Genomic DNA, 23,702 nt, shown 5'->3' on the forward strand with positions numbered 1-23,702 from the left:
TGAGTTAGAGATCCTGCCAGCTGGCCTGCGCCAGCTGTTGCAAATGAGGGTCACCGCTCTGTTCAGCACGCAGCTGATACCAGCTCGCCATCAGCAGATGCAGCCACGGCTGCCAGCGCCGCATATGTCGCTTAAGTCGCGCTTCGTCAAGCTGGCTGCGTTGCGCGTAACCCGCAATCCAGTCGATTGGGTGTTCACCATCGACCGCGCAGAGCGCCGCGAGTTCCAATGCCACATCGCCATCGGCAGCATATTCCCAATCGATGAGACGTAAGCCGTCTGACGTGGCTATCACATTGCCCGCGTGAACATCCATATGAATCGGCACGAGGCGTAACGGCCGGGGTTCACCCTGCCTGATCAGGCGCTGCAGTTGATGTTGCCAGCGCCAGTGGCGTTGCTGACACAGCTGCCAGTAGTGTTGCAACAGCGGTGTCAGTCGCAAGCGATAGCCTGTCAGCGGCTGCTGATGCAGGCGATGTAGCAAGGCAAGCACCGCATCACGCTGTTGATTGAATTGCGCAGGAGTCAGCACCTCGCCGGGCAACCAGCTCTGTAATAACCAGGGATGATGCCAATCCAGTGGCGTCGGCCCGAGTTGCGCAGCACGCATTCGACGCAAGATGCGATATTCGCGTTGGCGATCAACAAACGGGAGCGGTTGCTGTGGCGCACGACGCGCCAGCAGCTCACCCTGCTCGGTTTTCACCCGCACACTGTTGCCACTCAATCCCGGCAGCGCGAAAAAATAACCGGCAGCTTGCGCCGTCGGCCATTGTTGCTGAATCCGTTGTTGCAGTATGGGATCAGGGTTGAGCAATACCATTGCCTGACCAGATAATTTCACCGGTCTGCACCAGCATCAGCTGCATCTGCAGCGTTGGCGCTTTCACATCGCCCTGTGCACTGCTGTAAAGCACATACTGCGCGTTGACATTACGTGCCAGGCCAATGGCTTTGCTGCGCGAATTGAGGCTGTCATCGGCTGACAAGCCCAAAGTCTGTTTTGCCTGAGCCAGCTGTTCTGGCGTCACCAAAGTGAATTTGCCGTTGTTTGCCAGCGCATTCTGGATGGCATCGGTGGCTTTATCGCTCTGCAACGCTCCGTTGGTGCTGTTCTTGATGCGGTCCACCAGCAGCACACTGCCTGGATTCACACCAGCAGACTGCACCATATTCCCCACTAATGGCTGCACGCTGGCATTCCAGTTAATGGTTTTCAGTTTTGGCGGCTGCGGCACCGTTTCCGGCGGCGGTACCGGCTGCACAGGAGGCTGCTCCGGTTGAGTTGGCGTCGTTGGCTGGGTCGGTTCAACCGGCGCTGGGGTTTGCTGTTTCACCACACAACCGGTGAGCATCAACGCAAATAACAGCGCGCTGGAACGTTTTACACTGCGAATCACAGGTTACTCCTCAGAGATAAAGATAGAGACGCACCTTACTGGCGGTCAGGTTACCGATTTGCGAGACAACTTCTGTGCTGCCATGCGCCGGGACGATTTGAGTTTGAGCCGGCTCTTCCGGTGTTATCTCCAGCCCCTTCTCGTCGTACCAATAAAAACGATAGTGAACGGTCACCGGCGTTTCCCGCTGATTATAGAGCACACTTGAGGCACGCATCTGCCCATCACGGCTGGCCAGCGCAGGTTCGTCGGTAATGATGCCCGCAGAGAGCACGGAAGATTCCATTACCAGCGATTGCGAGGTGTTGATCATCGGTTTGTCACTGCTGCACCCGACAAGGGTCAGCAACAGCAGGCCACTCAGCCATTGACGCATCACAAGGTCCGCCTGAGGTTAAATAGATAGCATCGGACCCAGTGGCTGACCGCCGACCAGGTGCATATGAATATGATAAACCTCCTGACCACCATGCTGATTACAGTTCATGATCAGACGATAGCCATCCTCGGCAATCCCTTCCTGTTTCGCGATTTTCGCCGCCACGGTAATCATACGGCCCAACGCATGCTCGTGTGCTTCCTGCACGTCATTGGCGGTGGGGATCAATACATTAGGGATAATCAGAATGTGCGTTGGCGCTTTAGGCGCGATGTCGCGGAAGGCGGTGACCAGTTCGTCCTGATAAACCACGTCGGCGGGGATTTCGCGACGAATGATTTTACTGAAAATGGTTTCTTCAGCCATGGTGCATTTCCTTAAGCCTGAGTTCAGTCAGGCAGTATGCGCGAGGAATTCGTTTGCTTTCAACCTCAGTACCACTTTTCTTCTGTTAAATGGCTGCCTTTACGCCATTTCATCTCCCAGACAGCATTGCTGTGCTCTCCCTCTCAAATTTACGCCATCGCAGATCACCAAAATGAAACGCTGTTTTATAAATTAGAGATATCACGCCAGTTTCTTTGTGTTTTTGCCACTCAACCGACAACCCTTGCCAAATCACGAAGGTTTGCCGTTGCGCGGCGCTCTACTTTCTATCCAATCCGGGCAAGCAGTACGGAGCAATGAGGGATGTGTCATCCGTCAATTTCAAGGAGAAGCTGCCATGCAGTCTCGTAAGATTGGTCTGGGCCATTATCTGGCTTACGGTTCCGGGGATTTCCTCGGCGCCGGCACCACGGCGCTTACCGCCGCCTGGTTGCTCTATTTCTACACTACCTTCTGTGGGCTTTCGCCGATTGAAGCCACCTTTATTTTTGCTGCTGCCCGCGTGCTGGATGCGGTCGTCAGCCCGTTAATGGGCTTTCTCACCGATAACTTCGGATCCACCTGGCTTGGCAGACGCTTCGGCCGTCGCAAGTTCTTTATCCTGCTCGGTATCCCGTGCGTGTTCAGTTATAGCCTGATGTGGATCGGCGATATGAGTTTCTGGTGGTATCTCCTGACCTATCTGTTATTCGATATGGTCTACACCATGATTCTGGTGCCGTACGAAACGCTGGTGCCGGAGATGACCGACGACTTTAAACAAAAGACCCGCTTCTCCGGCGCACGTATCGCGCTGGCACAACTGTCATCGATTCTGGCCGCCTTCCTGCCAGGCATCCTGATTGGCTGGTTTGGCAAAGAGAATCCCATCTCCTTCTTTTATGCCAGCCTGGTGTTCTCGGTCATCTGTGCGCTGGTGCTATTCCTGGTGTGGCGCTTCACCTGGGAACGCGCGCCGGAGGATTTTTCCGCCGAGTCACGTCGGGCTGAAGAAGAAAAGGCGCAACTCTCGCTGTTCCAAAGCCTGAAACGCCTGTATATCGAGCTCGCCTCCACGCTGCGCATCCGTATCTTTCGCCAGCATCTTGGCATGTATCTGGGCGGTTACATCGCTCAGGACGTCTTTAATGCGGTATTTACCTGGTACGTGGTGTTTGTACTGATGCAGAGCGCGCAAATCGCTTCCAGCCTGATGGGAACGATGGCGGTGCTGCAATTTATAGCGGTGATGGCAATGATCCCGCTGTGTATACGCCTCGGACCGGCCCCAGCCTATCGTCTGGTGGTGATGCTGTTTGGCCTCAGCGCCCTCTCCTACGCTGGACTGTGGTACAGCGGGATGAACGATAACTTCGCGCTGTTAGTGCTGATCTCGGCCTTCGCCGGTTTAGGACGTGGCGGCATCAACTACGTGCCATGGAATACCTACACCTATATTGCCGATGTCGATGAAGTGATCACCGGACAGCGACGTGAAGGCATATTCGCCGGGATCATGACATTGACGCGTAAAGCCTCGCAGGCCGGTGCCGTGATGATCGTTGGCATCATGTTGCAGCTGGCGGGTTTCACCTCCGGTAAAACTGAACAGATTCCTGCGGTGGGCCATACCATTCTGCTGATCCTCAGCGTCGGCACCGTTGGCGTGCTGATCTGCGGCTTTATTGTGTCGCTGCGCTTCAAACTGAATCTGCATACCCACACCGTTCTGCGCGAAGAGACGCTGAAGATGCGTGAAGCGGGCCGTGTGGTCCCGGAACGTATAACACCGCAGGCGCGCACCATCGTCGAAACCCTGGCGGGTATGCCGTATGAAAACTTATGGGGCAACAACAACGTCGGTTACCTCAACCGTAACAAGCCCGCAGCGCTCGCGCTATCCACGCATCGCGGCACGCTTCACTCTCTCCCTACCCTGATTAACGATAGGAATGAACCATGACTGTATTTCCTGTAAAACACAGCGCCTTGTTGCGCCAGCCTGAATACCTGTTGCCACGCAGTGAATTAGTGCAACTCATCCACAAAATCACTGACAATCTGGTCAATATCACCGATCACAGCGGCGAGTTTTTGCTGCGGCTGGATGATGGCCGCGTCATTGACACTAAGGGTTGGGCTGGCTGGGAATGGACGCACGGCATCGGGCTGTATGGCATGCTGCATTACACCCAGCAGACGGGCGATCAGGCAACCCTGAAGATTATCGATGACTGGTTTAGCGCGCGCTTAGCAGAAGGCACACCGACAAAAAACGTGAACACCGTATGCCCGTTCCTGACGCTGGCTTATCGTTATGAAGAGACCGGTCATGCAGCATGGCGGCCGGTGCTGGAACGCTGGGCTGAGTGGGTGATGTATGAAATGCCGCGCACTGAGCAAGGCGGTCTACAGCACATCGTTTACAACAACGAAAATACCCAGCAGCTGTGGGACGACACCTTAATGATGAGCGTGATGGCGCTGGCGAAGATCGGCCAGTTACTCGATCGCCCGGAGTTTGTTGAAGAAGCCAGCTATCAATTCCTGATCCACACTCAATACCTGATGGATCGTCAAACCGGTTTGTGGTTCCACGGCTGGACCTTCGATGGCCGACACAATTTTGCTAATGCCCGCTGGGCACGCGGCAACAGCTGGCTGACCATCGTGATCCCGGATTTCCTCGAAATGATGAACTGGCCGGAACAACATGCCACGCGTCGTTTCCTGCAGCAGGTATTGGCCAGTCAGGTAAAGGCATTAGCCGCTTGTCAGCACAGCAGCGGTCTCTGGCATACCCTACTCGACGATCCACAAAGCTATCCGGAAGCGTCTGCCACGGCGGGATTCGCTTATGGAATTCTCAAAGCGGTGCGTAAACGGTATTTGTCTGACGAGTATCGCCCAATGGCGGAAAAAGCCTTGCGTGGCGTGATCGCCAATATTGATGAAGACGGGGAGTTAAAACAGGTGTCGTTTGGCACCGCAATGGGCAGCGATTTGGAGTATTACCGCCAGGTACCGCTGACGTCGATGCCCTATGGTCAGGCGATGGCGCTTCTGTGTCTGACGGAGTATCTGCGGGTTTATTTGTAACCGCAATCACGTTGAAGTGGGAGAAAACGGCGGCAGACGTATAAAGCATTCCGAGTCAGCAACCATGGGCAGTGAAACATAGCGTGACCACCCAATACCGCTAACACCGATACCCTAATTTCTGGCGATGCGTCAGTACAGTCCAATGAAAAACGGGGTTTTTCCAATACCGCACCCAAGGTGAGGTGCGAGGAAGCGGCGGCAGAGGAGTAAAGCGTCCCGCGACAGGGATGTCGCGGGCCGAGCCCCAGGGATGGTTTATGGCGTCTTTACGATCTGCCGCCGCTTCATCGCACAGGCTCGGCCTCTGCCTTGACCTTGACCTCAGGCCGAGCCCAATCCTTTACATATTACGAATATAATCATCCATCTCAGTTTTCAGGTTATCGGACTTGGTCCCGAAAATCGCCTGAACACCGGAACCGGCCACCACCACGCCACGCGCGCCGAGGTTTTTCAGTTCAGTTTGATTCACTTTTGCCACATCCGCGACACTCACACGCAGACGCGTAATACAGGCATCAAGATTGGTAATGTTCTCTTTACCACCAAATGCAGTCACCAGTTTGCCTGCCATCTCGCTACCGGTAGCGCTGCTCTGCTCCATTGCAGTGTCCTCACGTCCAGGTGTTTTCAGATTCAATTTCACAATCAGCACACGGAAAACGGTGTAATAAATCAGGCCGTAAATGATACCGACAATCGGGAACAACCAGATCTTGCTGCTGTTACCGCTCAGCACCACAAAGTCAATCAGACCGTGTGAGAAGCTGGTGCCATCACGCATGCCCAGCAGAATACAGATTGGGAATGCCAGACCCGCCAGAATCGCATGGATGACATACAGAATCGGCGCCACGAACATAAACGAAAATTCAATCGGTTCGGTGATACCAGTCAGGAACGAGGTCAGCGCGGCGGAGATCATAATGCCGCCCACTTTGGCGCGGTTTTCCGGCTTAGCCGAGTGCCAGATAGCAATCGCAGCCGCAGGCAGACCGTACATTTTGAACAGGAAGCCGCCAGAGAGTTTACCTGCGGTTGGATCGCCCGCCATGTAGCGTGGGATATCACCGTGGAACACCTGACCTGCGGCGTTGGTGAACTCACCAATCTGCATCTGGAAAGGCACGTTCCAGATATGGTGCAGACCAAACGGCACCAGCGAACGCTCAACGACACCGTAAATGCCGAACGCCACCACCGGGTTCTGATAGGCTGCCCACTGGGAGAAATCCTGAATCGCGGTACCAATCGGTGGCCAGATAAAGGACAACACGATGCCAATGAAAATCGCGGTCAGACCGGAAATGATCGGCACAAAACGTTTACCCGCAAAGAAGCCAAGATATTCAGGCAGCTTGATACGGTAGAAACGGTTGAACATATACGCGGCGATTGAACCGGCAATGATCCCGCCCAGCACCCCGGTATCGGCAAGGTGTTTGGCCTCAATTTCCGCTGGCGGTAAGTGCAACACCAGTGGTGCAACCACCGCCATGGTTTTCACCATGATGCCGTAAGCCACCACGGAAGCCAGCGCCGATACGCCATCGTTATTGGTAAAACCGAGCGCCACGCCAATCGCAAAGATCAGCGGCATGTTGGCGAACACGGAACCGCCCGCCTCCGCCATGACATGTGAAACGACAGCAGGCAACCAGCTGAAGTTAGCCGAACCAACACCTAATAAAATACCGGCAATCGGCAAAACCGATACCGGCAACATCAGCGATTTACCTACTTTTTGCAGGTTCGCAAATGCGTTCTTGAACATAAAAGCTCCTGAGTATGAGTGCATATTTGCGCAGTGCGCTGGCAAAGGGGGAGGATCCTTCACCGGGGTGACGCTGAGCGTCTTTTGATTTATTACGAAGGGTAAAATAAATCGATATTTGTTACTTTGACGGCTATCACGTTTCGCTCAAGACGAACGCTTGCTTTCTGTTGTTTTTGACTGAATTGCCTGGAGAAACAGCAATAAATCACTGCCCGTGCCGCGTTATATGCCGCACAGGTCAGTGATTATAGAATTAATACGGAGTTTAAAATAAAGCGGATTAGCCGCCGAGTCGGCTCATTGGGACATGGAACAGACGCGAGAAGTTTTCTGTGGTCGCTGCAGCCAGCGTTTCGATATCCACACCCTTCAGCACAGCCATATAATCCGCGACATCGCGCGTAAAAGCTGGCTGATTTTCTTTGCCACGATGCGGAACCGGCGCCAGATACGGCGAGTCAGTTTCGACCAGCATACGATCCAGCGGCACATAACGCGCGGCATCACGAATCTGCTCAGCATTGCGGAAGGTCAAAATGCCGGAGAAGGAGATATAAAAGCCCATATCCAGCAACTGCGCCGCAGTCTCTTTATCTTCAGTAAAGCAGTGCAACACGCCGCCGCATTTTTCCACCTGCTCTTCACGCAGAATCGCCAGCGTATCTTCACGCGCGTCACGGGTGTGCACGATGATCGGCTTATTCAGCGCGATGCCGGTACGGATGTGTTCACGAAACGAGGCTTGCTGCTGCGCTTTGGTCTCCTGCTGATAGAAGTAATCCAGCCCGGTTTCGCCCAGTGCAATCACCTGCTCTTCAGCTGCCAGTCGACGAAACTCTTCGACATCGTACGGTGCTTCCTGATTTAACGGATGCACGCCGCACGCCAGGGCGATGTTTTCCCTGTCGCCGACCAGTTGCTTGATCTTGTAGTAATCCGGCAGCGTGGTGGCAATCGCCAGCATAAACTTCACGTCACGCGCGGCGGCTTTGGCGATCACATCGTCCAGATCGCGATGCTGCTTCTCATAATCCAGGCCATCAAGATGGCAGTGCGAATCAACAATAAACATACTTCTCTCTTTTACGCTTAGCCGACCGCCGTGGGCGACATTAAGCGTCCCCAGGCTAACAGGCGATCGGTCAAAATCAGTTCACGGTTCAGGGCGGCGACATGCAACAGTTGCTCACGACACTGCATCCACTGCTGGGCGCTGGCGTTGAGCGCACTGCTGTTAAGCTGCTGAGCCAGTTGCGATACGACCTCAGGATAGTCGCCGTTGCTTAACCAGTTGCTGGCACCCTGCTGCACTTTCATGGCATCCACCAGTAATGAAATCAGCCAGCTGAGGCGCTCTGCCACATCGTCGCTGTTCAGCGCGGGCAGCAGTTGCAGTACATCGCTGTTCAACGCGCTGAGCAAAGTTTCACACAGCTTCTCACGTGCCTGCCAGCGCTCAGGCTGCAGCAGGGTCAATGCCGCAGCAGGTGCGCCATTGCTCAAGCGCAGAGCGGCTCGCAGGACTGGCTCGGATTGCGGCAGCTGTTTCTGCAGCCATTGCAAACTGGGCAGCTCTTCCGGGGGGGAAAGATGCCATGTCATGCAGCGGCTGCGCAAGGTTGCCAGCAAACGTGATGGCTCACGGACGCTGAGGAAAAACCAGCAGTTGGCAGGAGGCTCTTCCAGCGTTTTCAACAACGCATTGGCGGCGGCTTCAGTGAGCTGCGCCGCATCCGGCAACCAGACAATCTTTGCTCCGCCCTGCTGAGCAAAATGGTAGAGCTTCTCGGTGACGTCACGTACCGCATCAATACCCAGTGAAGATTTGCCTTTTTCTGCTTCCAGACGATACCAGTCAGGATGCGTCTGCGCCTGCATTAGCTGGCAGCCGTGGCAATGGCCGCAGCTCTTCAAGCCTTCCGGATGTTGGCACATTAACCAGCGGCTAACACCCCACACTAACGCATCGTCACCCATGCCATTAATGGCCTGTATCAGCAAGGCATGGTGTGCCTGACCGCTTTGATGACGGCTGATAATCTGCCGATAGGGCTGATTCAGCCACGGATACCAGTTCATGCCGCCTGACCTGCCAGCCATTTTTGTAGCGCTGATTTAAGTGACGATGTCACTTCTGCAATATTTTGTGTGGCATCAATGGTTAAAATGGAGTCATCGCTGGCAGCCAACGCCAGATAACGGTCACGTGTGCGTTCAAAGAAACGCAGTGATTCCTGCTCAATACGGTCGAGTTCCCCGCGAGCACGCGCGCGTTGCAGGCCAATTTCCGGTGTCACATCCAGGTAGAGGGTCAAGTCCGGACGGAAGTCGCCCAATACCGCATCCCGCAGGGTGGTCATCAACTGCGTATCCAGGCCACGGCCACCGCCCTGGTAAGCCTGGGATGAGAGATCGTGACGGTCACCAACCACCCAGGCGCCACGCGCTAACGCAGGCTTAATCACGTTCTCGACCAATTGAACACGGGCGGCATACAGCATCAGCAGTTCGGCTTTGTCAGTCACCTGTTCGCCATCAATTCCCTGCTTCACCAGCACGCGTAATTGTTCTGCCAGCGGCGTGCCGCCAGGCTCACGGGTGAACACCACATCATCGATTCCCTGCTCATGCAGCACCGCCACAATGGCATCACGCGCAGTGGTTTTGCCCGCGCCTTCAAGGCCTTCAATGACGATAAACTTACTTTTCATTTTTTTCCTTCATAGCCAGCCGATAGACCTGCACCGCTTTATTATGACTGGCGAGATTGGTGGTAAAGGTATGTCCGCCTTTGCCATCCGCGACAAAATAGAGATAGTTGGTTTTTTCTGGATGCGCCGCCGCTTCCAGCGAGGCTCGGCCTGGCATCGCGATAGGACCTGGCGGCAATCCGCTAATCGTGTAGGTATTGTAATCGGTCGGCGTTTCGAGGTCTTTACGCGTAATCGTACCGGTGTAGTTATCACCCATACCGTAAATCACGGTAGGGTCGGTTTGCAGCTTCATGCCGGTGCGCAAGCGATTAATAAATACCGAGGCAACGCGCGCGCGCTCTTCCGTCACGCCGGTCTCTTTTTCGATAATCGAGGCCATGGTGACCAGATCTTGCTCATTTTTATAGGGCAGATTGTCCATCCGCCCCTGCCAGATCTCATCCACCAGTTTATTCATGCGCGTGTGTGCCCGCTCCAGCAGCGATATATCACTGGTGTTAGCTGTATACAAATAGGTGTCGGGATAGAAAGCGCCTTCAAGCTGATTTGCATCCATTTTCAGCGCAGCGGCGACAGTCGCAAACTGATCGTCAGTTAGCGTATGTTTGATATAGGGCGCTTGACGCAGTTCGGCCAACCACTCCTTCAGGCGCGAGCCCTCGACAAACCGCACCGGAAATTGCGCTTCTTTACCGCTGGCCAGTAACTGCAACAGCTGTCTTACCGTCATATTGCTTTCCAGTCGGTAGGTGCCGGCTTTGAACTTCGCGAGTTCAGGCTCAAGTTTCAAAAGCGGCCCAAACCAGATACTTTCCGGAATGATGTGCTGGCTTTCCAGTTGCGCTTCCAGCACGACCCGACCACTACCCGCGGGCAATGTGTAGATCGTTTCCTGATTAATGGTCAAAGGGGTATCGGCAAAACGTTCAATCTGCCAATAACTCAATGCCGCCGCGAGGCCGGCAATCGCCACAGCGCTGGCGAGTATTTTTTTCATTCGGGTCATGATGCTTCCATCTTCTGGCAACTGTTATACAGCTGCTGGTACAGCGTGCGTGCGGTGAACGAAACATCGTCAATTTTCCGCACAGGTAAAACCGGCATCAGGGCATTGCAGATCACCACTTCATCGGCGTTCAGCACATCCTCCCTGCTTCCTTCAATCAACTGACAAGCCTGGCCTTCTGACGCCATCTGCGCCATCAGATAACGGCGCATAATGCCATCGACACCCGCTTGCTCAAGACGCGGCGTGAAAACCTGATCACCTTTGCGCCAGAATAAATTGGCCGCACAGCATTCCACCACCGTCCCTGCAGTGTCAAGCACCAGCGCCTCATCAGCATCGGTGTAGTCAAGCTGCTGACGGATCAGCACCTGTTCCAGTCGGTTAAGATGTTTGAGGCCGGCGAGCAGTGGATTGCGCGCCAGTCTCACTGGGCTGGTTATGAGCGCTGCACCCTGCTGCTGCAAAGTGGTGTAGTGTTGCGGCCACGGAGAAAGGGAGAGGATGCGCGTCGGGGTTGTGCAACCGGTTCGGCTATATCCCCGTCCACCGACGCCTGGCGTCAGAATCACTTTTAAAACGGACTGGGTTTGACCATTGGCGGCATGCTGCATCTCCGCAGCCAGCTGCGCCATATCCGGTAAGGGAATGAATAAACGCTCACAGCCTTCCTGCAATCGCTGCAAATGAGCATTCAGCAGTTGTATCTTGCCTGCCACTACCGCAGCAGTGGTAAAACAGCCATCACCAAACTGCACCGCGCGATCGCGCGCAGAAAGTTCGAACTGCTCTACGCCGTTTATCCACATACCGCTCACCTTTGGCTACCCTGCCAGTCTGAATACCACTGACAGCGGTAAGAATCCACGCCACTGCGTGACAAAATATAAAAAAGGCCCGCATTGCGGGCCTCTGTTTGGCTGGGTAAAACTTAGACCTTGCGGAAGATCAGCGAGCCGTTGGTGCCGCCAAATCCAAAGGAGTTACACAGCGTGTACTCCAGTCCGCTCACCTGACGTGCTGTATGCGGCACGAAGTCGAGGTCACAACCTTCATCTGGGTTATCCAGGTTGATGGTTGGCGGAACCGCCTGGTCGCGCAGCGCCAGAATCGAATAAATCGCTTCTACCGCGCCTGCTGCGCCCAGCAGGTGCCCAGTCATGGATTTGGTAGAACTCACCATCACGCTGTGAGCCGCTGCACCAAATACAGACTTGACCGCCTGAGCTTCAGCTTTGTCACCCGCTGGCGTAGAGGTGCCATGCGCGTTGACGTAGCCAATCTGTTCAGCATTCAGCTGCGCGTCACGCAATGCATTCACCATCGCTGCTGCAGCACCTGAACCGTCCTCCGGTGGAGACGTCATGTGGTAAGCATCGCTGCTCATGCCGAAACCGATGATTTCAGCATAAATTTTCGCACCGCGCTTTTTCGCATGCTCGTACTCTTCCAGCACCACAATGCCTGCACCATCGCCCAATACGAAACCATCACGGTCTTTATCCCACGGACGGCTTGCCGCCTGCGGATTATCGTTATTGGTTGAGAGCGCACGTGCAGCACCAAAGCCACCGACACCCAGCGGGGTACTGGCTTTCTCTGCACCACCTGCCAGCATCACGTCAGCATCGTTATACGCAATGATACGTGCTGCATGGCCAATGTTATGCACGCCTGAAGTACAAGCCGTCGCAATCGAGATGCTTGGACCTTTCAGGCCATACATAATCGTCAGGTGACCTGCCACCATGTTAACAATGGTAGAGGGAACGAAGAACGGGCTGATTTTGCGCGGACCGCCGTTGACCAGTGAACTGTGGTTGTCTTCAATCAAACCCAGTCCGCCGATGCCGGAACCGATAGCTGCGCCGATGCGACCGGCATTTTCGTCAGTTACGACCAGACCAGAGTCCGCCATAGCCTGAATACCGGCAACAATGCCGTATTGGATGAAGTCATCCATCTTGCGCTGATCTTTGCGCGAGATGAATTCATCGCAATTAAAATCTCTTACTAAGCCCGCAAAGCGTGTTGCGTAGGCACTAGTATCAAAATGGTCGATCAGGCTGATGCCGCTCTGACCGGCAAGGAGAGCACTCCAGGTAGACTCTACGGTATTGCCGACAGGAGACAACATGCCAAGACCAGTCACAACTACACGACGCTTAGACACGTACGTCCTCCAGGGAGGGAAAAAATAACGCTATGTGGGGCAAACATAAAACTCAGGCGGTCGAGGTGACCGCCTGAAGATATTCATTAGCCTTGGTGGCTATTGATGTAATCGATCGCTGCCTGAACGGTAGTGATTTTCTCAGCTTCTTCGTCTGGAATTTCAGTATCAAACTCTTCTTCCAGAGCCATTACCAGCTCAACGGTGTCAAGAGAATCTGCACCCAGGTCTTCAACGAAAGAAGCAGTGTTAATCACTTCGTCTTCTTTAACACCCAGCTGCTCAGCTACGATTTTCTTAACGCGTTGTTCGATATCGCTCATACTATTTAATTTCCTATCAAAACTCGCTTTCGCGATGGTTTTCGTAGTGTATAAAATGTTGAAAAAGATGCAACAAAATCCCGGCTGGTCGAACCACGATTTTGCGCTATTCTGCGGTGTTTACCGCAGATAATGCAAATGTTTTCGTGATTATCAGACCATGTACATGCCGCCATTGACGTGGAGCGTCTCACCCGTGATGTAAGAGGCTTCGTCAGAGGCTAAGAATGCAACAGCATTGGCAATCTCCTGCGGGTCGCCTAAACGACCTGCCGGCACTTCTGCCAAAATGCCCGAGCGCTGATCTTCGTTCAGTGCACGCGTCATGTCCGTCTCAATAAAGCCCGGAGCCACGACGTTTACGGTAATGCCACGTGACGCGACTTCTCGCGCCAGTGATTTGCTAAAGCCAATCAAACCTGCTTTTGCTGCCGCATAGTTTGTTTGACCCGCGTTACCCATGGTTCCAACTACAGAACCGATGGTAATGATACGGCCCACGCGTTTTTTCATCATGGCACGCATAACCGCCTTAGAAAGACGGAAGACTGATGTCAGGTTGGTATCGAGGATATCCGCCCACTCATCGTCCTTCATGCGCATCAACAGATTATCACGCGTAATGCCTGCATTATTGACTAAAATGTCCACTTCGCCAAATTCAGCGCGAACTTTCTCGAGCACGCTCTCAATAGAGGCCGCATCGGTCACGTTCAACAGCAGACCTTTGCCGTTATCGCCGAGGTAAGCACTGATTGCTTCCGCACCGCTTTCGCTGGTGGCGGTTCCCACCACTTTCGCACCACGCGCAACCAGCGTTTCCGCGATTGCACGGCCAATGCCGCGGCTTGCGCCAGTCACCAGCGCTACTTTACCTTCAAAGCTCATGTTTTTCCTCTTATTCCTGTGTAAGCGCAGCAGAGAGTGACGCAGAATCGTTCACGGCTGCAGCGGTCAGGCTATCCACAATACGTTTGGTCAGACCGGTCAGGACTTTACCTGGACCGATCTCCAACAACTGGCCAACGCCTTGGGTGGCAATAAACTCAACGGCTTCGGTCCAGCGCACCGGGCTATACAGCTGGCGAACCAGTGCACTGCGGATCGCCGCGGCATCGGTTTCACACTTGACGTCAACGTTATTGACGACCGGTACAGTTGGCGCGTTGAAAGTGATGCTTTCCAGTGCCACAGCCAGTTTATCTGCTGCAGGCTTCATCAACGCACAATGCGAAGGCACACTGACAGGCAACGGCAGTGCGCGTTTGGCACCCGCTGCTTTACAGGCAGCACCTGCACGCTCAACCGCTTCTTTGTTACCCGCGATAACCACCTGGCCTGGCGAATTGAAGTTCACCGGCGAAACCACCTGACCTTGCGCGCTTTCTTCGCACGCTTTACGGATAGACTCATCATCAAGCCCGATGATTGCCTGCATGGCACCGGTCCCTTCAGGAACCGCTTCCTGCATCAGTTTGCCGCGTAATTCGACTAACTTGATTGCGTCCGCAAAGTTCAGTACGCCAGCACATACCAGCGCAGAGTATTCACCCAGGCTATGGCCGGCCATCAGCGTAGGCTGCGGGCCATTTTTGCTCTGCCAGACGCGATAAATCGCGACGGAGGCCGCCAGCAACGCAGGTTGCGTCTGCCAGGTCTTATTCAGTTCTTCAGCTGGACCTTGTTGTACCAACTGCCATAAGTCATATCCCAGTGCGTCAGAAGCTTCACGGAAAGTGGCTTCAACCTGCGGGTTTTCCACAGCCAGATCGGCCAGCATGCCGACGGTCTGTGAGCCCTGTCCTGGGAAAACAAAAGCAAATTGTGTCATCTGTCGTTCCTGTCAATCAAAAGCGAACCAGCGCAGAACCCCAGGTGAAACCGCCACCAAAGGCTTCCAGCAAAATCAGTTGGCCAGGCTTGATACGGCCATCTCGCACCGCTTCATCCAGTGCACTTGGCACCGAAGCCGCTGAAGTGTTGCCATGACGATCCAGCGTCACCACCACTTTTTCCATGCCCATGCCGAGCTTTCTGGCCGTTGCGCTGATAATGCGCAGGTTGGCCTGATGTGGCACCAGCCAGTCGAGCATTTCGCGATCAAGGTTATTGGCTTGCAGCGTCTCGTCCACGATATGGGCAAGCTCGGTCACAGCGACTTTAAAGACTTCATTACCGGCCATCGTGAGATAGGCTGGCTCATCCTGATGTTCACGATCCTGATACGGCAGCGTCAACAGCTTGCCATAACGACCGTCAGCATGCAGATGCGTTGACAGGATACCGGGCTCTTCACTTTGCCCCAGCACCACAGCGCCAGCGCCGTCACCAAACAGGATGATGGTGCCACGATCGTTAGGATCGAGGGTGCGGGCTAATACGTCCGCACCGATCACCAGCGCGTGCTTGACCACACCGTTTTTGATGTACTGATCGGCAACGCTAAGTGCATAGGTGAAACCTGCACATGCAGCGGCCAGATCGAAAGAAGCGCAGTCATTGATCTCCAGCATCTGCTGGATCATGCACGCTGAACTTGGGAAGGCATGGCTGGAAGAGGTGGTCGCCACGATAATCAGGCCAACATCGCTGGCCGCTACGCCTGCCATTTCCAGCGCGCGCTGTGCAGCCGCAAAGCCCATAGTTGCAACCGTTTCATCTGGCGCGGCAATACGGCGCTCACGGATACCGGTACGCGTGACAATCCACTCGTCCGAAGTCTCCACCATTTTTTCCAGATCCGCATTGGAGCGAACCTGCTCAGGCAAATAGCTGCCCGTACCGATAATTTTGGTAAACATCTACGCTTTGTCACTCCTGGCTAATACAGCGTCAAGGCGCGCCGCAATCCTCTCTGGGACTTGCCTGCGCACCGCCTGCTCTGCCTGCTCTATCGCCACGGCAAACGCACGTTGATTCGCCGCACCGTGGCTTTTGATCACTGTTCCGCGCAATCCTAACAGACAAGCGCCATTGTACTGGTCGGGGTTGAGATGACCGAAACGTTTAGCCAGACGCTTTTGCAGCCAGCGCCCGACCCATTTCAACCACCACGCCCGTTTTTTCCCATCCTCTGACGACTTGAGCAGAGAAAGAAACATTCTTACCACGCCTTCCATGGTTTTAAGCGTGACGTTTCCCACGAAGCCATCACAGACCAGCACATCCGTCTTGCCGGTGAGGAGATCATTCCCCTCAAGATAACCAATATAGTTGATTTGCGGCGTATCCCGCAGAACCGCAGATGCTGTGCGAATCGTTTCCAACCCCTTGGTCTCTTCCTGCCCAATGTTGAGCAGCGCGACACGCGGTCTGTCGATTTCCAGCACTTCCTCGGCCATAACAGCGCCCATGATGGCAAACTGCACCAACATATCGCTATCCGATTCCACATTTGCGCCGAGATCCAGCACCACCGTTTTACCCTGCTGCTGATGCGGCAGAACGGTCATCAGCGCCGGACGCTCAATGCCATCCAGCGGCTTCAATAACATCTTAGCCAGACCCATTAACGCGCCGGTATTGCCTGCACTGATACAGGCTTGCGCGTTCCCCTCTTTCACCAGTTCGAGTGCCACACGCATCGAGCTGCCGCGGCTGTTTCGAATGGCTTGTGAAGGCTTGGCATCACTTGCAATAACCGATTCGGCAGGGATCACCTGCACACGCCCCAGTAACGAGGAATCCGCTTTGGCAAGAAATGACGAGATGATGTCGGGATCACCGACCAGAAGAAGAACCAGATTCGTATGAGAGGCCAGTGCCTGCAAGGATGCAGGCACTGTCACGCAGGGACCGAAATCCCCGCCCATGGCATCAACTGCCAGGGTCAAACGTGTCAAGGTATCGCCTTGCGTAACCGCAAAGAATTACTTGGTGATAACCTTGCGACCGCGGTAGTAACCATCCGCAGTGATATGGTGACGCAGATGAGTTTCACCAGAAACTTTATCTACTGACAGAGCTGCGGTGGTCAGCGCATCGTGCGAACGACGCATACCACGCTTAGAACGGGTTGGTTTATTCTGTTGTACGGCCATGGACCTTACTCCTATTACTTACGCTTTAAACTGGCTAATACGGCAAAGGGATTTGGTTTTTCTGCCTCTTCAGGCAACTTGCCAAATACCATGTCCGCGTCGGACACTTCACAGTGTTCAGAATCATGCACCGGAACTACAGGCAGCGCGAGGATGAGTTCATCTTCGATAACTGCCAGCAAGTCGATTTCGCCGAAATCATTGATATCAACTGGCTCGTAAGCTTCCGGCAGTGCCTCGGCCTGCTCATCAGAAGAGACAGGACTGAAGCAATAGCTTACGTGGACAGCATGCGGGAATGACTGGTTGCAGCGTTGACACGACAATGTCACCTGCACATCGGCTGTTCCTTGCAGAACCGCTAAGCGCTGGTTGTCAATCGCAAACGACATGGTGCATTCCACATCACTGTCCACACTCACGACCGTTTCGGCCAGGCGCGCCACCAATTCAGGTGCATACACACCTTGGTAATCAAGGCGCTTTTGCGCGGCGCGGGCCAGATCGATCGTCAGGGGTAATTTTACCTTTTGCATAGGGCGCGCATATTAACTTTGTAACGTCATAGAGTCAAAGAAAAAGGCCGGTTTACAGCATCTTTCACCCGTTAGTCGCATCCAGTGCGGCGCATAGTTTAAAATGCCTGTCATCTTTACGCTATCTATTCTGAAAAAAAATCATGACACCGTTAATTCTGGCCTCCACTTCCCCATTCCGTCAGACCCTGCTGAGCAAGCTTGGCCTGCCTTTTATTGCCGTTGCGCCCGATTGCGACGAGACGCCGCAACCGAACGAAACCGCACCGCAGTTAGTGCAACGCTTAGCACTGGCAAAAGCCCAGGCGCTAGCCGCTCAGTTTCCACAAAGCTGGATTATTGGTTCCGATCAGGTCTGCGTGCTTGATGGCAACATCACCGGAAAACCGCATACGGTGGAGAATGCCTGCCGGCAACTGGCTGCGGCCAGTGGCAAAGTGATTACGTTTTATACCGGGCTCGCCTTGATTCAGCCACAAACGGCACAACAGCAGGTGGTTTGTGAACCGTTCAACGTACATTTCCGTCATTTAAGTCAGGCAGAAATTCGTCACTATGTGGAAAAAGAGCAGCCGTTGAATTGTGCGGGCAGCTTCAAAAGCGAAGGTATGGGGATTTGCTTGTTTGAGCTGCTGGAGGGGCGCGATCCCAATACGCTGATTGGATTACCGCTGATAGCGTTAAATAAGATGCTGATCAAAGTGGGCATCAACGCGCTGGGTTGATGCCCGGAAAATCAGGCTTTTTTCTGACGCAACTGCGCCAGGCAGTGTTTCAGCGCATTATCCAGCGGCGCTTCCATTCGCAGGACTTCCCCGGTATTCGGATGGGTAAAGGTCAGCGCTGCAGCATGCAGGAACAACCGCGCCAGGCCCGTTGACGCGAGCTGACGATCAAAGTCCCGATCGCCATAGCGATCGTCAAAAGCGATAGGATGGCCGCCATGCAGCGTGTGCACACGGATCTGGTGCGTGCGCCCGGTCACCGGACTGGCTTTTACCAGAGTGGCGAAACCAAAACGCTCTTCCACTTTGAAACGGGTCTCGGAGGGCTTGCCTTCCGCACTGACACGCACCACGCGCTCACCGCTTTGCAAAATATTTTTCAGCAACGGTGCCTGCACCGCTTTCAAATGTGAAGGCCAGTCACCGCGCACCAGCGCCAGATAATCTTTCTGCATGCCCTTTTCACGTAACTGCTCATGCAGCGAACGCAGCGCAGAACGTTTTTTTGCCACCAGCAAGATACCGGAAGTGTCGCGGTCAAGACGATGTACCAGTTCGAGGAAACGGGCTTCAGGACGCAGCGCGCGCAGACCTTCAATCACACCAAAGCTAAGACCGCTACCCCCGTGAACGGCGGTACCCGATGGCTTGTTCAGCACCAGCAGATGATCGTCTTCATACAGAATGGCGTTCGCCAGCGCGGCAACCTTATCGAGTTTCGGTGATACCGCCTGCTCTTCACGCTCGGCCACACGCACTGGCGGAATGCGCACTTCATCCCCCACCTGCAGCTTATACTCGGGTTTCACGCGTCCTTTATTCACGCGCACCTCGCCTTTACGCAAGATGCGATAAATCATACTTTTCGGCACGCCCTTGAGCTGAGTGCGCAAAAAGTTATCAATACGTTGTTCGGCATTTTCAGCCGTAATGGCGACATAAAGTACGCCGGGATTCTCTGTTTTCATGGCGGCGATTCTAAATAGTGTCCCTGGATAGCGCCACCCCTTTTTCTGTGCTTAACTCTCTCTTTGTCGCGCGGACAAAAGGTCATAATGATGACTTTTTCACCGATGCGATGTTAAGCCCTGCAAATGAACAGGTTAAGGATGCACAAACTTCACAGCTCGGCAAAAGTCGCCTTGCTATATGTGAGTGAGCAATGGAATAATGCAGGGGTTTCTGCCCTGGAAAAATTCAGGCAGGAAAAAAGAGCGAAATAAGTCATTTTGCCGGATTGAACGGACACGCAGCAATGGCGTAAGACGTAATGTTAAATCAGGCACTTAGCGGGCTGCGGGTTGCAGCCTGGACGACAGACTGGGATGTGTGGATTTCTGAATTTTCTATAGCTATTCCACCTTCAGGCGCTGTTTTTCCTTATGAAAAACAGGCCACCGACAAGATTTGCGCCCCTTTAGCCGACGACAGCCGTGAGGTTGACGTCAGTGCATTAAGACACGGGGCCATCGGTTGATTCTCGTCCAGGGTAACGATGCCCGCAGCTACATCACTCATGTGAGAATAACGAGTAAGTCACGATGAAAAGAATGTTAATTAACGCATCTCAGCAGGAAGAGTTGCGCGTTGCCCTTGTTGACGGCCAACGTCTGTACGATCTGGATATCGAAAGCCCCGGACACGAGCAGAAAAAAGCCAATATCTACAAAGGTAAAATCACCCGTGTTGAACCCAGCCTCGAAGCGGCATTTGTCGATTACGGTGCTGAACGCCACGGTTTCCTCCCTCTGAAAGAAATTTCCCGCGAATACTTCCCTGCTAATTACAACGCACATGGCCGTCCTAACATCAAAGAGGTGTTGCGTGAAGGTCAGGAAGTTATCGTGCAAATCGATAAAGAGGAGCGTGGAAATAAAGGTGCAGCCTTAACCACCTTCATTTCTCTGGCCGGTAGCTATTTAGTCCTGATGCCGAATAACCCGCGTGCCGGGGGGATTTCCCGCCGTATTGAAGGTGACGATCGCACCGAACTGAAGGAAGCGCTGTCCGCACTGGAACTGCCAGACGGTATGGGTTTGATCGTGCGTACCGCAGGCGTTGGAAAATCTGCCGAATCGCTGCAGTGGGACCTGAGTTTCCGACTGAAGCACTGGGAAGCGATCAAAAAAGCCGCTGATAGCCGCCCTGCCCCGTTCCTGATCCATCAGGAAAGCAACGTCATTGTACGTGCCTTCCGCGACTATCTGCGTCAGGATATTGGTGAGATTCTCATCGATAACCCGAAAGTGCTGGAGCTGGCCCGTCAGCATATTGCTGCGCTCGGACGCCCTGACTTCAGCAGCAAAATCAAACTGTACACCGGTGAAATTCCGCTGTTCAGCCACTACCAAATTGAGTCGCAGATTGAATCGGCATTCCAGCGCGAAGTGCGCTTGCCTTCCGGTGGCTCAATTGTTATCGATAGCACCGAAGCGCTGACCGCCATCGATATCAACTCCGCCCGTGCAACACGCGGTGGCGACATCGAAGAGACGGCATTCAATACTAACCTCGAAGCGGCTGATGAAATCGCTCGTCAGTTGCGCCTGCGCGACCTCGGCGGCCTGATTGTCATCGACTTCATCGACATGACACCGGTTCGACACCAGCGCGCGGTTGAAAACCGTCTGCGTGAAGCGGTTCGTCAGGATCGTGCACGCATTCAAATCAGTCACATTTCGCGTTTCGGTCTGCTGGAAATGTCGCGTCAGCGTCTTAGCCCATCATTGGGTGAATCCAGCCATCACGTCTGCCCACGCTGTAGCGGCACCGGCACCATCCGCGATAACGAATCGCTCTCGCTGTCTATCTTGCGTCTGATTGAAGAAGAAGCGCTGAAAGACAACACCAAAGAAGTGCATGCGATTGTACCGGTTCCCGTCGCCTCTTACCTGCTGAACGAAAAACGTGATGCAGTCAGTGCGATCGAGAAACGCCAGGGTGGCGTGCGTGCCATCATCGTGCCAAACGATCAGATGGAAACGCCACATTACTCTGTGCTGCGCGTGCGCAAAGGCGAAGAGACGCAGACACTGTCTTACCACCTGCCGAAACTGCATGAAGCCGAAATGGCGCTGCCTTCGGAAGAAGAGCATGCCGAACGTCGTCGTCCTGAGCAGCCAGCCCTGGCCGCCTTTGTGATGCCTGATGCGCCGCCTGCGCCGGTTGAAGTGGAAAAAGAGAGCCGTAGTGCGGTTAAAGCGGATGCGAAACCGGCAGCTGCCGCTGCGGCGCCTGCCGTTGCCAGCACTGGCTTTGTCGCTCGCCTGTTGGGCGGTTTGAAAAAACTGTTTGCTGGCGATACGCCTGCTGCTGCACCTGTTGAAGCTAAACCAGAAGAGAAAGCCGCTGAAAGTGAGAATAATCAGCAGCGTGGTGACCGCCGTAACAACCGTCGTAGCAATAATCGTCGCGATCGCACTCCGCGCAACGGAGAAAATGCTCAGGGTCGCGAAGGCCGTGAACCGCGTGAAGCACGTGAGCCACGCGAATCGCGTGAACCACGTGAAGCCCGCGAGCCGCGTGACAATCAGGACAATCGCCGTAACAAGCGTCAGAACGAGCCTCGTGGTGAACGTCCAGCGCTGACCGATGAGCAGCTGCAGCAGCGTGATGAGCAGCAGCAACAGCGTCGTGAGCAGCGAGCTGAACGCCAGCGTCGTCGTCAGGATGAGAAACGTAATCAGCAGCAGGATCAAAAAGCCGCTGAAACCGTTGCTCAGACCGAAATCACTGATGAAAACGTTGCGCAGGAAGAAGAACGTGTGCAGGTCATGCCACGCCGTAAACAGCGTCAACTGACCCAGCGCGTGCGCGTGGGTGATACTGGCGAAGTGGCGGCAGCCATCCCAGCACCAGCAGCCACGGAAGCGGTTGTGGAAAATGCACAGCGCACTGCATTCAATGAGCAATCTGAAGTCGCTCAGGATGAACAGGATGATAACGAGAACCGTGATAGCGCCAACATGCCGCGTCGCTCACGTCGTTCACCACGTCATCTGCGCGTGAGCGGCCAACGTCGTCGTCGCTACCGTGATGAGCGTTACCCAACCCAATCTGCCATGCCGCTGGAATCGGCTGCCTCTTCTCCAGAGATGGCATCCGGCAAAGTCTGGATTACCTACCCGGTTGCTCAGGCCCACGATCAGTTCTCCTCTCAGGAAGCGCTGAACGAAATGCCTGATTACAGCTATCAACATACCGGTGAAACGGACGCACTGCCGGTTGCGGCAGCAGCAGAACAAGTTGCTCAGCCAGCAGCGCAAGAGGCTGTTCATCAGTCTGAACCACAAGCACACACTGAAGTGCCGGTGGTGAACACCGATGACCTGACCCCAGTCGCTGCGCCTGTTAACGAAGAGCCTGCCGTGATTTCTGCCGCTGTTGAGCAGATTGCGCAAGAAACCGCTGCTGAAGCCGTACCGGCCGATGAAGTGACAACGGCACCGGCTGACACGGTCATCGCTAATGACGTTGAAGATATTCAGGCTGAAGTTGCACCCGCTACGGAAGTTGCTGCTGCATCGTCTGAAGTGGCACCGGCTGCGGCGCCTGCATCGACTGAAACAGTTTCTGCTACTGAAGTGACACCAGCTGAAGAAGTCCCTGCTGCGGAAATTACCGCACCACAGGTCAGCGAAGCCGTGGCTGAGCAAGCGCCTGCTGAAGTTCAGCCTGCTGTTGCAGCGGCTGAGCAAGCACCCGCTGAAGTTGAACCTGCTGTTGCAGAGCAAGTGGAAGAAGTACTGGCTGCACCCGTGGCTGCTGAAGCGCCTGCTGCACCGGTTACTGAGCCGCATGCTCCTGTTGCTGCACGTGATACCGCAGTGAGCAACGCTCAAACCCGCTGGAAGCACCACGCCACGGCGCCGATGACCAAAGCACCTGCTCCGGCATGGGAGCCAGAAGTCGTTCGTCACAGCGATTGGGTTCGCCCACCGTTTGACTTCGAAGGCCGTGGCTCTGCGGGCGGCCATAGCGCCACGCATCAGGCGACGGCACCGGCTACACGTCCGGAAAGCGTTTAAGTCTTAGTTGCTAATCAGCGTTAACAAAACCCCGACTGGTTCGGGGTTTTTTATTGCCTGTCGATCCTGCTCTGCCGCAATGACTGGTGATGATCTGGCAGAGTAGACAAACAGACCGCTGCGCCGCAGGA

24 protein-coding genes are annotated in these 23,702 nt (G+C 54.3%); 5 read left to right on the forward strand and 19 right to left on the reverse strand.

Annotated features, from left to right (window positions below):
• Positions 1–4: 4 nt before the first annotated feature.
• The 4 genes from thiK to hinT are packed head-to-tail and all read right to left on the reverse strand — an operon-like array spanning position 5 to position 2,148.
• A complete protein-coding gene (gene thiK, locus WFP70_RS09100) occupies positions 5–847 on the reverse strand; it encodes a thiamine kinase (RefSeq protein ID WP_442956339.1) in 843 nt (280 codons plus the stop codon).
• Positions 807–1,403, reverse strand: coding sequence for a penicillin-binding protein activator LpoB (lpoB, locus tag WFP70_RS09105; protein WP_283003964.1), 597 nt, complete (start codon positions 1,401–1,403; stop codon positions 807–809). The genes thiK and lpoB overlap by 41 nt, the downstream gene beginning before the upstream one ends.
• Positions 1,404–1,413: 10 nt before the next feature.
• Positions 1,414–1,779 carry a YcfL family protein gene (locus WFP70_RS09110; protein WP_166931791.1) on the reverse strand — a complete coding sequence of 122 codons (366 nt, stop codon included), beginning with the start codon at positions 1,777–1,779 and terminating at the stop codon, positions 1,414–1,416.
• Positions 1,780–1,797: 18 nt separating this feature from the next.
• Entirely contained in the window at positions 1,798–2,148 is a 351-nt protein-coding gene (gene hinT, locus WFP70_RS09115; RefSeq protein ID WP_058959575.1) for a purine nucleoside phosphoramidase, read from the reverse strand.
• A 358-nt stretch (positions 2,149–2,506) separates the two neighbouring features.
• Here hinT and WFP70_RS09120 point away from each other — a divergent pair, with 358 nt between their 5' ends.
• Both WFP70_RS09120 and bglB read left to right on the forward strand, forming a co-directional pair.
• A complete protein-coding gene (locus WFP70_RS09120) occupies positions 2,507–4,111 on the forward strand; it encodes an MFS transporter (RefSeq protein WP_337023216.1) in 1,605 nt (534 codons plus the stop codon).
• Positions 4,108–5,247, forward strand: a complete 1,140-nt coding sequence (gene bglB / locus WFP70_RS09125) for a beta-galactosidase BglB (RefSeq protein WP_337023215.1) — start codon at positions 4,108–4,110, stop codon at positions 5,245–5,247. Before WFP70_RS09120 ends, bglB begins: the two co-directional genes overlap by 4 nt.
• Before the next feature lie 343 nt (positions 5,248–5,590).
• Here the strand turns inward: bglB and ptsG are convergent, their stop codons facing one another.
• From ptsG to yceD, 14 genes are all read right to left on the reverse strand, one after another.
• Positions 5,591–7,024, reverse strand: a complete 1,434-nt coding sequence (gene ptsG, locus WFP70_RS09130) for a PTS glucose transporter subunit IIBC (RefSeq protein ID WP_337023214.1) — start codon at positions 7,022–7,024, stop codon at positions 5,591–5,593.
• 283 nt (positions 7,025–7,307) lie between these two features.
• On the reverse strand, positions 7,308–8,099 hold the full coding sequence (locus tag WFP70_RS09135) for a metal-dependent hydrolase (RefSeq protein WP_034830707.1): 792 nt from the start codon (positions 8,097–8,099) through the stop codon (positions 7,308–7,310).
• A gap of 17 nt (positions 8,100–8,116) precedes the next feature.
• Entirely contained in the window at positions 8,117–9,106 is a 990-nt protein-coding gene (gene holB, locus WFP70_RS09140; protein WP_337023213.1) for a DNA polymerase III subunit delta', read from the reverse strand.
• Positions 9,103–9,738, reverse strand: a complete 636-nt coding sequence (tmk, locus tag WFP70_RS09145) for a dTMP kinase (RefSeq protein ID WP_337023212.1) — start codon at positions 9,736–9,738, stop codon at positions 9,103–9,105. The genes holB and tmk overlap by 4 nt, the downstream gene beginning before the upstream one ends.
• A complete protein-coding gene (mltG, locus tag WFP70_RS09150; protein ID WP_097119619.1) occupies positions 9,728–10,747 on the reverse strand; it encodes an endolytic transglycosylase MltG in 1,020 nt (339 codons plus the stop codon). The genes tmk and mltG overlap by 11 nt, the downstream gene beginning before the upstream one ends.
• Positions 10,744–11,556: an aminodeoxychorismate lyase gene (gene pabC, locus WFP70_RS09155; protein ID WP_337023211.1), complete on the reverse strand. Its 813-nt coding sequence runs from the start codon at positions 11,554–11,556 to the stop codon at positions 10,744–10,746. Before pabC ends, mltG begins: the two co-directional genes overlap by 4 nt.
• Before the next feature lie 122 nt (positions 11,557–11,678).
• A complete protein-coding gene (fabF, locus tag WFP70_RS09160) occupies positions 11,679–12,920 on the reverse strand; it encodes a beta-ketoacyl-ACP synthase II (protein WP_034830699.1) in 1,242 nt (413 codons plus the stop codon).
• Between the two features lie 86 nt (positions 12,921–13,006).
• A complete protein-coding gene (gene acpP, locus WFP70_RS09165; RefSeq protein WP_007885774.1) occupies positions 13,007–13,243 on the reverse strand; it encodes an acyl carrier protein in 237 nt (78 codons plus the stop codon).
• 153 nt (positions 13,244–13,396) lie between these two features.
• Entirely contained in the window at positions 13,397–14,131 is a 735-nt protein-coding gene (fabG, locus tag WFP70_RS09170) for a 3-oxoacyl-ACP reductase FabG (protein WP_034830697.1), read from the reverse strand.
• A gap of 10 nt (positions 14,132–14,141) precedes the next feature.
• Complete coding sequence (gene fabD, locus WFP70_RS09175) at positions 14,142–15,074, reverse strand: ACP S-malonyltransferase (protein ID WP_045813865.1); 933 nt, start codon at positions 15,072–15,074, stop codon at positions 14,142–14,144.
• A 16-nt stretch (positions 15,075–15,090) separates the two neighbouring features.
• Positions 15,091–16,044 (reverse strand): beta-ketoacyl-ACP synthase III, encoded by a 954-nt coding sequence (locus WFP70_RS09180; RefSeq protein WP_034830694.1) that lies wholly within the window; start codon positions 16,042–16,044, stop codon positions 15,091–15,093.
• Positions 16,045–17,085 carry a phosphate acyltransferase PlsX gene (gene plsX, locus WFP70_RS09185; protein WP_034830692.1) on the reverse strand — a complete coding sequence of 347 codons (1,041 nt, stop codon included), beginning with the start codon at positions 17,083–17,085 and terminating at the stop codon, positions 16,045–16,047.
• Positions 17,086–17,112: 27 nt separating this feature from the next.
• Positions 17,113–17,283 (reverse strand): 50S ribosomal protein L32, encoded by a 171-nt coding sequence (rpmF, locus tag WFP70_RS09190; protein ID WP_007885783.1) that lies wholly within the window; start codon positions 17,281–17,283, stop codon positions 17,113–17,115.
• A 14-nt stretch (positions 17,284–17,297) separates the two neighbouring features.
• On the reverse strand, positions 17,298–17,819 hold the full coding sequence (gene yceD / locus WFP70_RS09195) for a 23S rRNA accumulation protein YceD (RefSeq protein WP_034830691.1): 522 nt from the start codon (positions 17,817–17,819) through the stop codon (positions 17,298–17,300).
• Positions 17,820–17,962: 143 nt separating this feature from the next.
• Here yceD and WFP70_RS09200 point away from each other — a divergent pair, with 143 nt between their 5' ends.
• The gene (locus WFP70_RS09200; protein WP_337023210.1) at positions 17,963–18,544 is read left to right on the forward strand and encodes a Maf family protein; all 582 of its coding nucleotides are present in this window, start codon (positions 17,963–17,965) and stop codon (positions 18,542–18,544) included.
• Positions 18,545–18,555: 11 nt separating this feature from the next.
• Here WFP70_RS09200 and rluC read toward each other — a convergent pair whose 3' ends face one another.
• Positions 18,556–19,512, reverse strand: a complete 957-nt coding sequence (gene rluC / locus WFP70_RS09205; RefSeq protein ID WP_097119613.1) for a 23S rRNA pseudouridine(955/2504/2580) synthase RluC — start codon at positions 19,510–19,512, stop codon at positions 18,556–18,558.
• A gap of 302 nt (positions 19,513–19,814) precedes the next feature.
• On the opposite strand from rluC, the gene WFP70_RS09210 reads away from it, so the two are divergent.
• The gene (locus tag WFP70_RS09210) at positions 19,815–20,021 is read left to right on the forward strand and encodes a hypothetical protein (RefSeq protein ID WP_141399045.1); all 207 of its coding nucleotides are present in this window, start codon (positions 19,815–19,817) and stop codon (positions 20,019–20,021) included.
• Between the two features lie 64 nt (positions 20,022–20,085).
• Positions 20,086–23,571 (forward strand): ribonuclease E, encoded by a 3,486-nt coding sequence (rne, locus tag WFP70_RS09215; protein WP_337023209.1) that lies wholly within the window; start codon positions 20,086–20,088, stop codon positions 23,569–23,571.
• The last annotated feature ends 131 nt before the right edge of the window (positions 23,572–23,702 follow it).

This window comes from Pantoea sp. USMM079 (assembly GCF_037153115.1).
GTDB lineage: Bacteria > Pseudomonadota > Gammaproteobacteria > Enterobacterales > Enterobacteriaceae > Pantoea > Pantoea communis.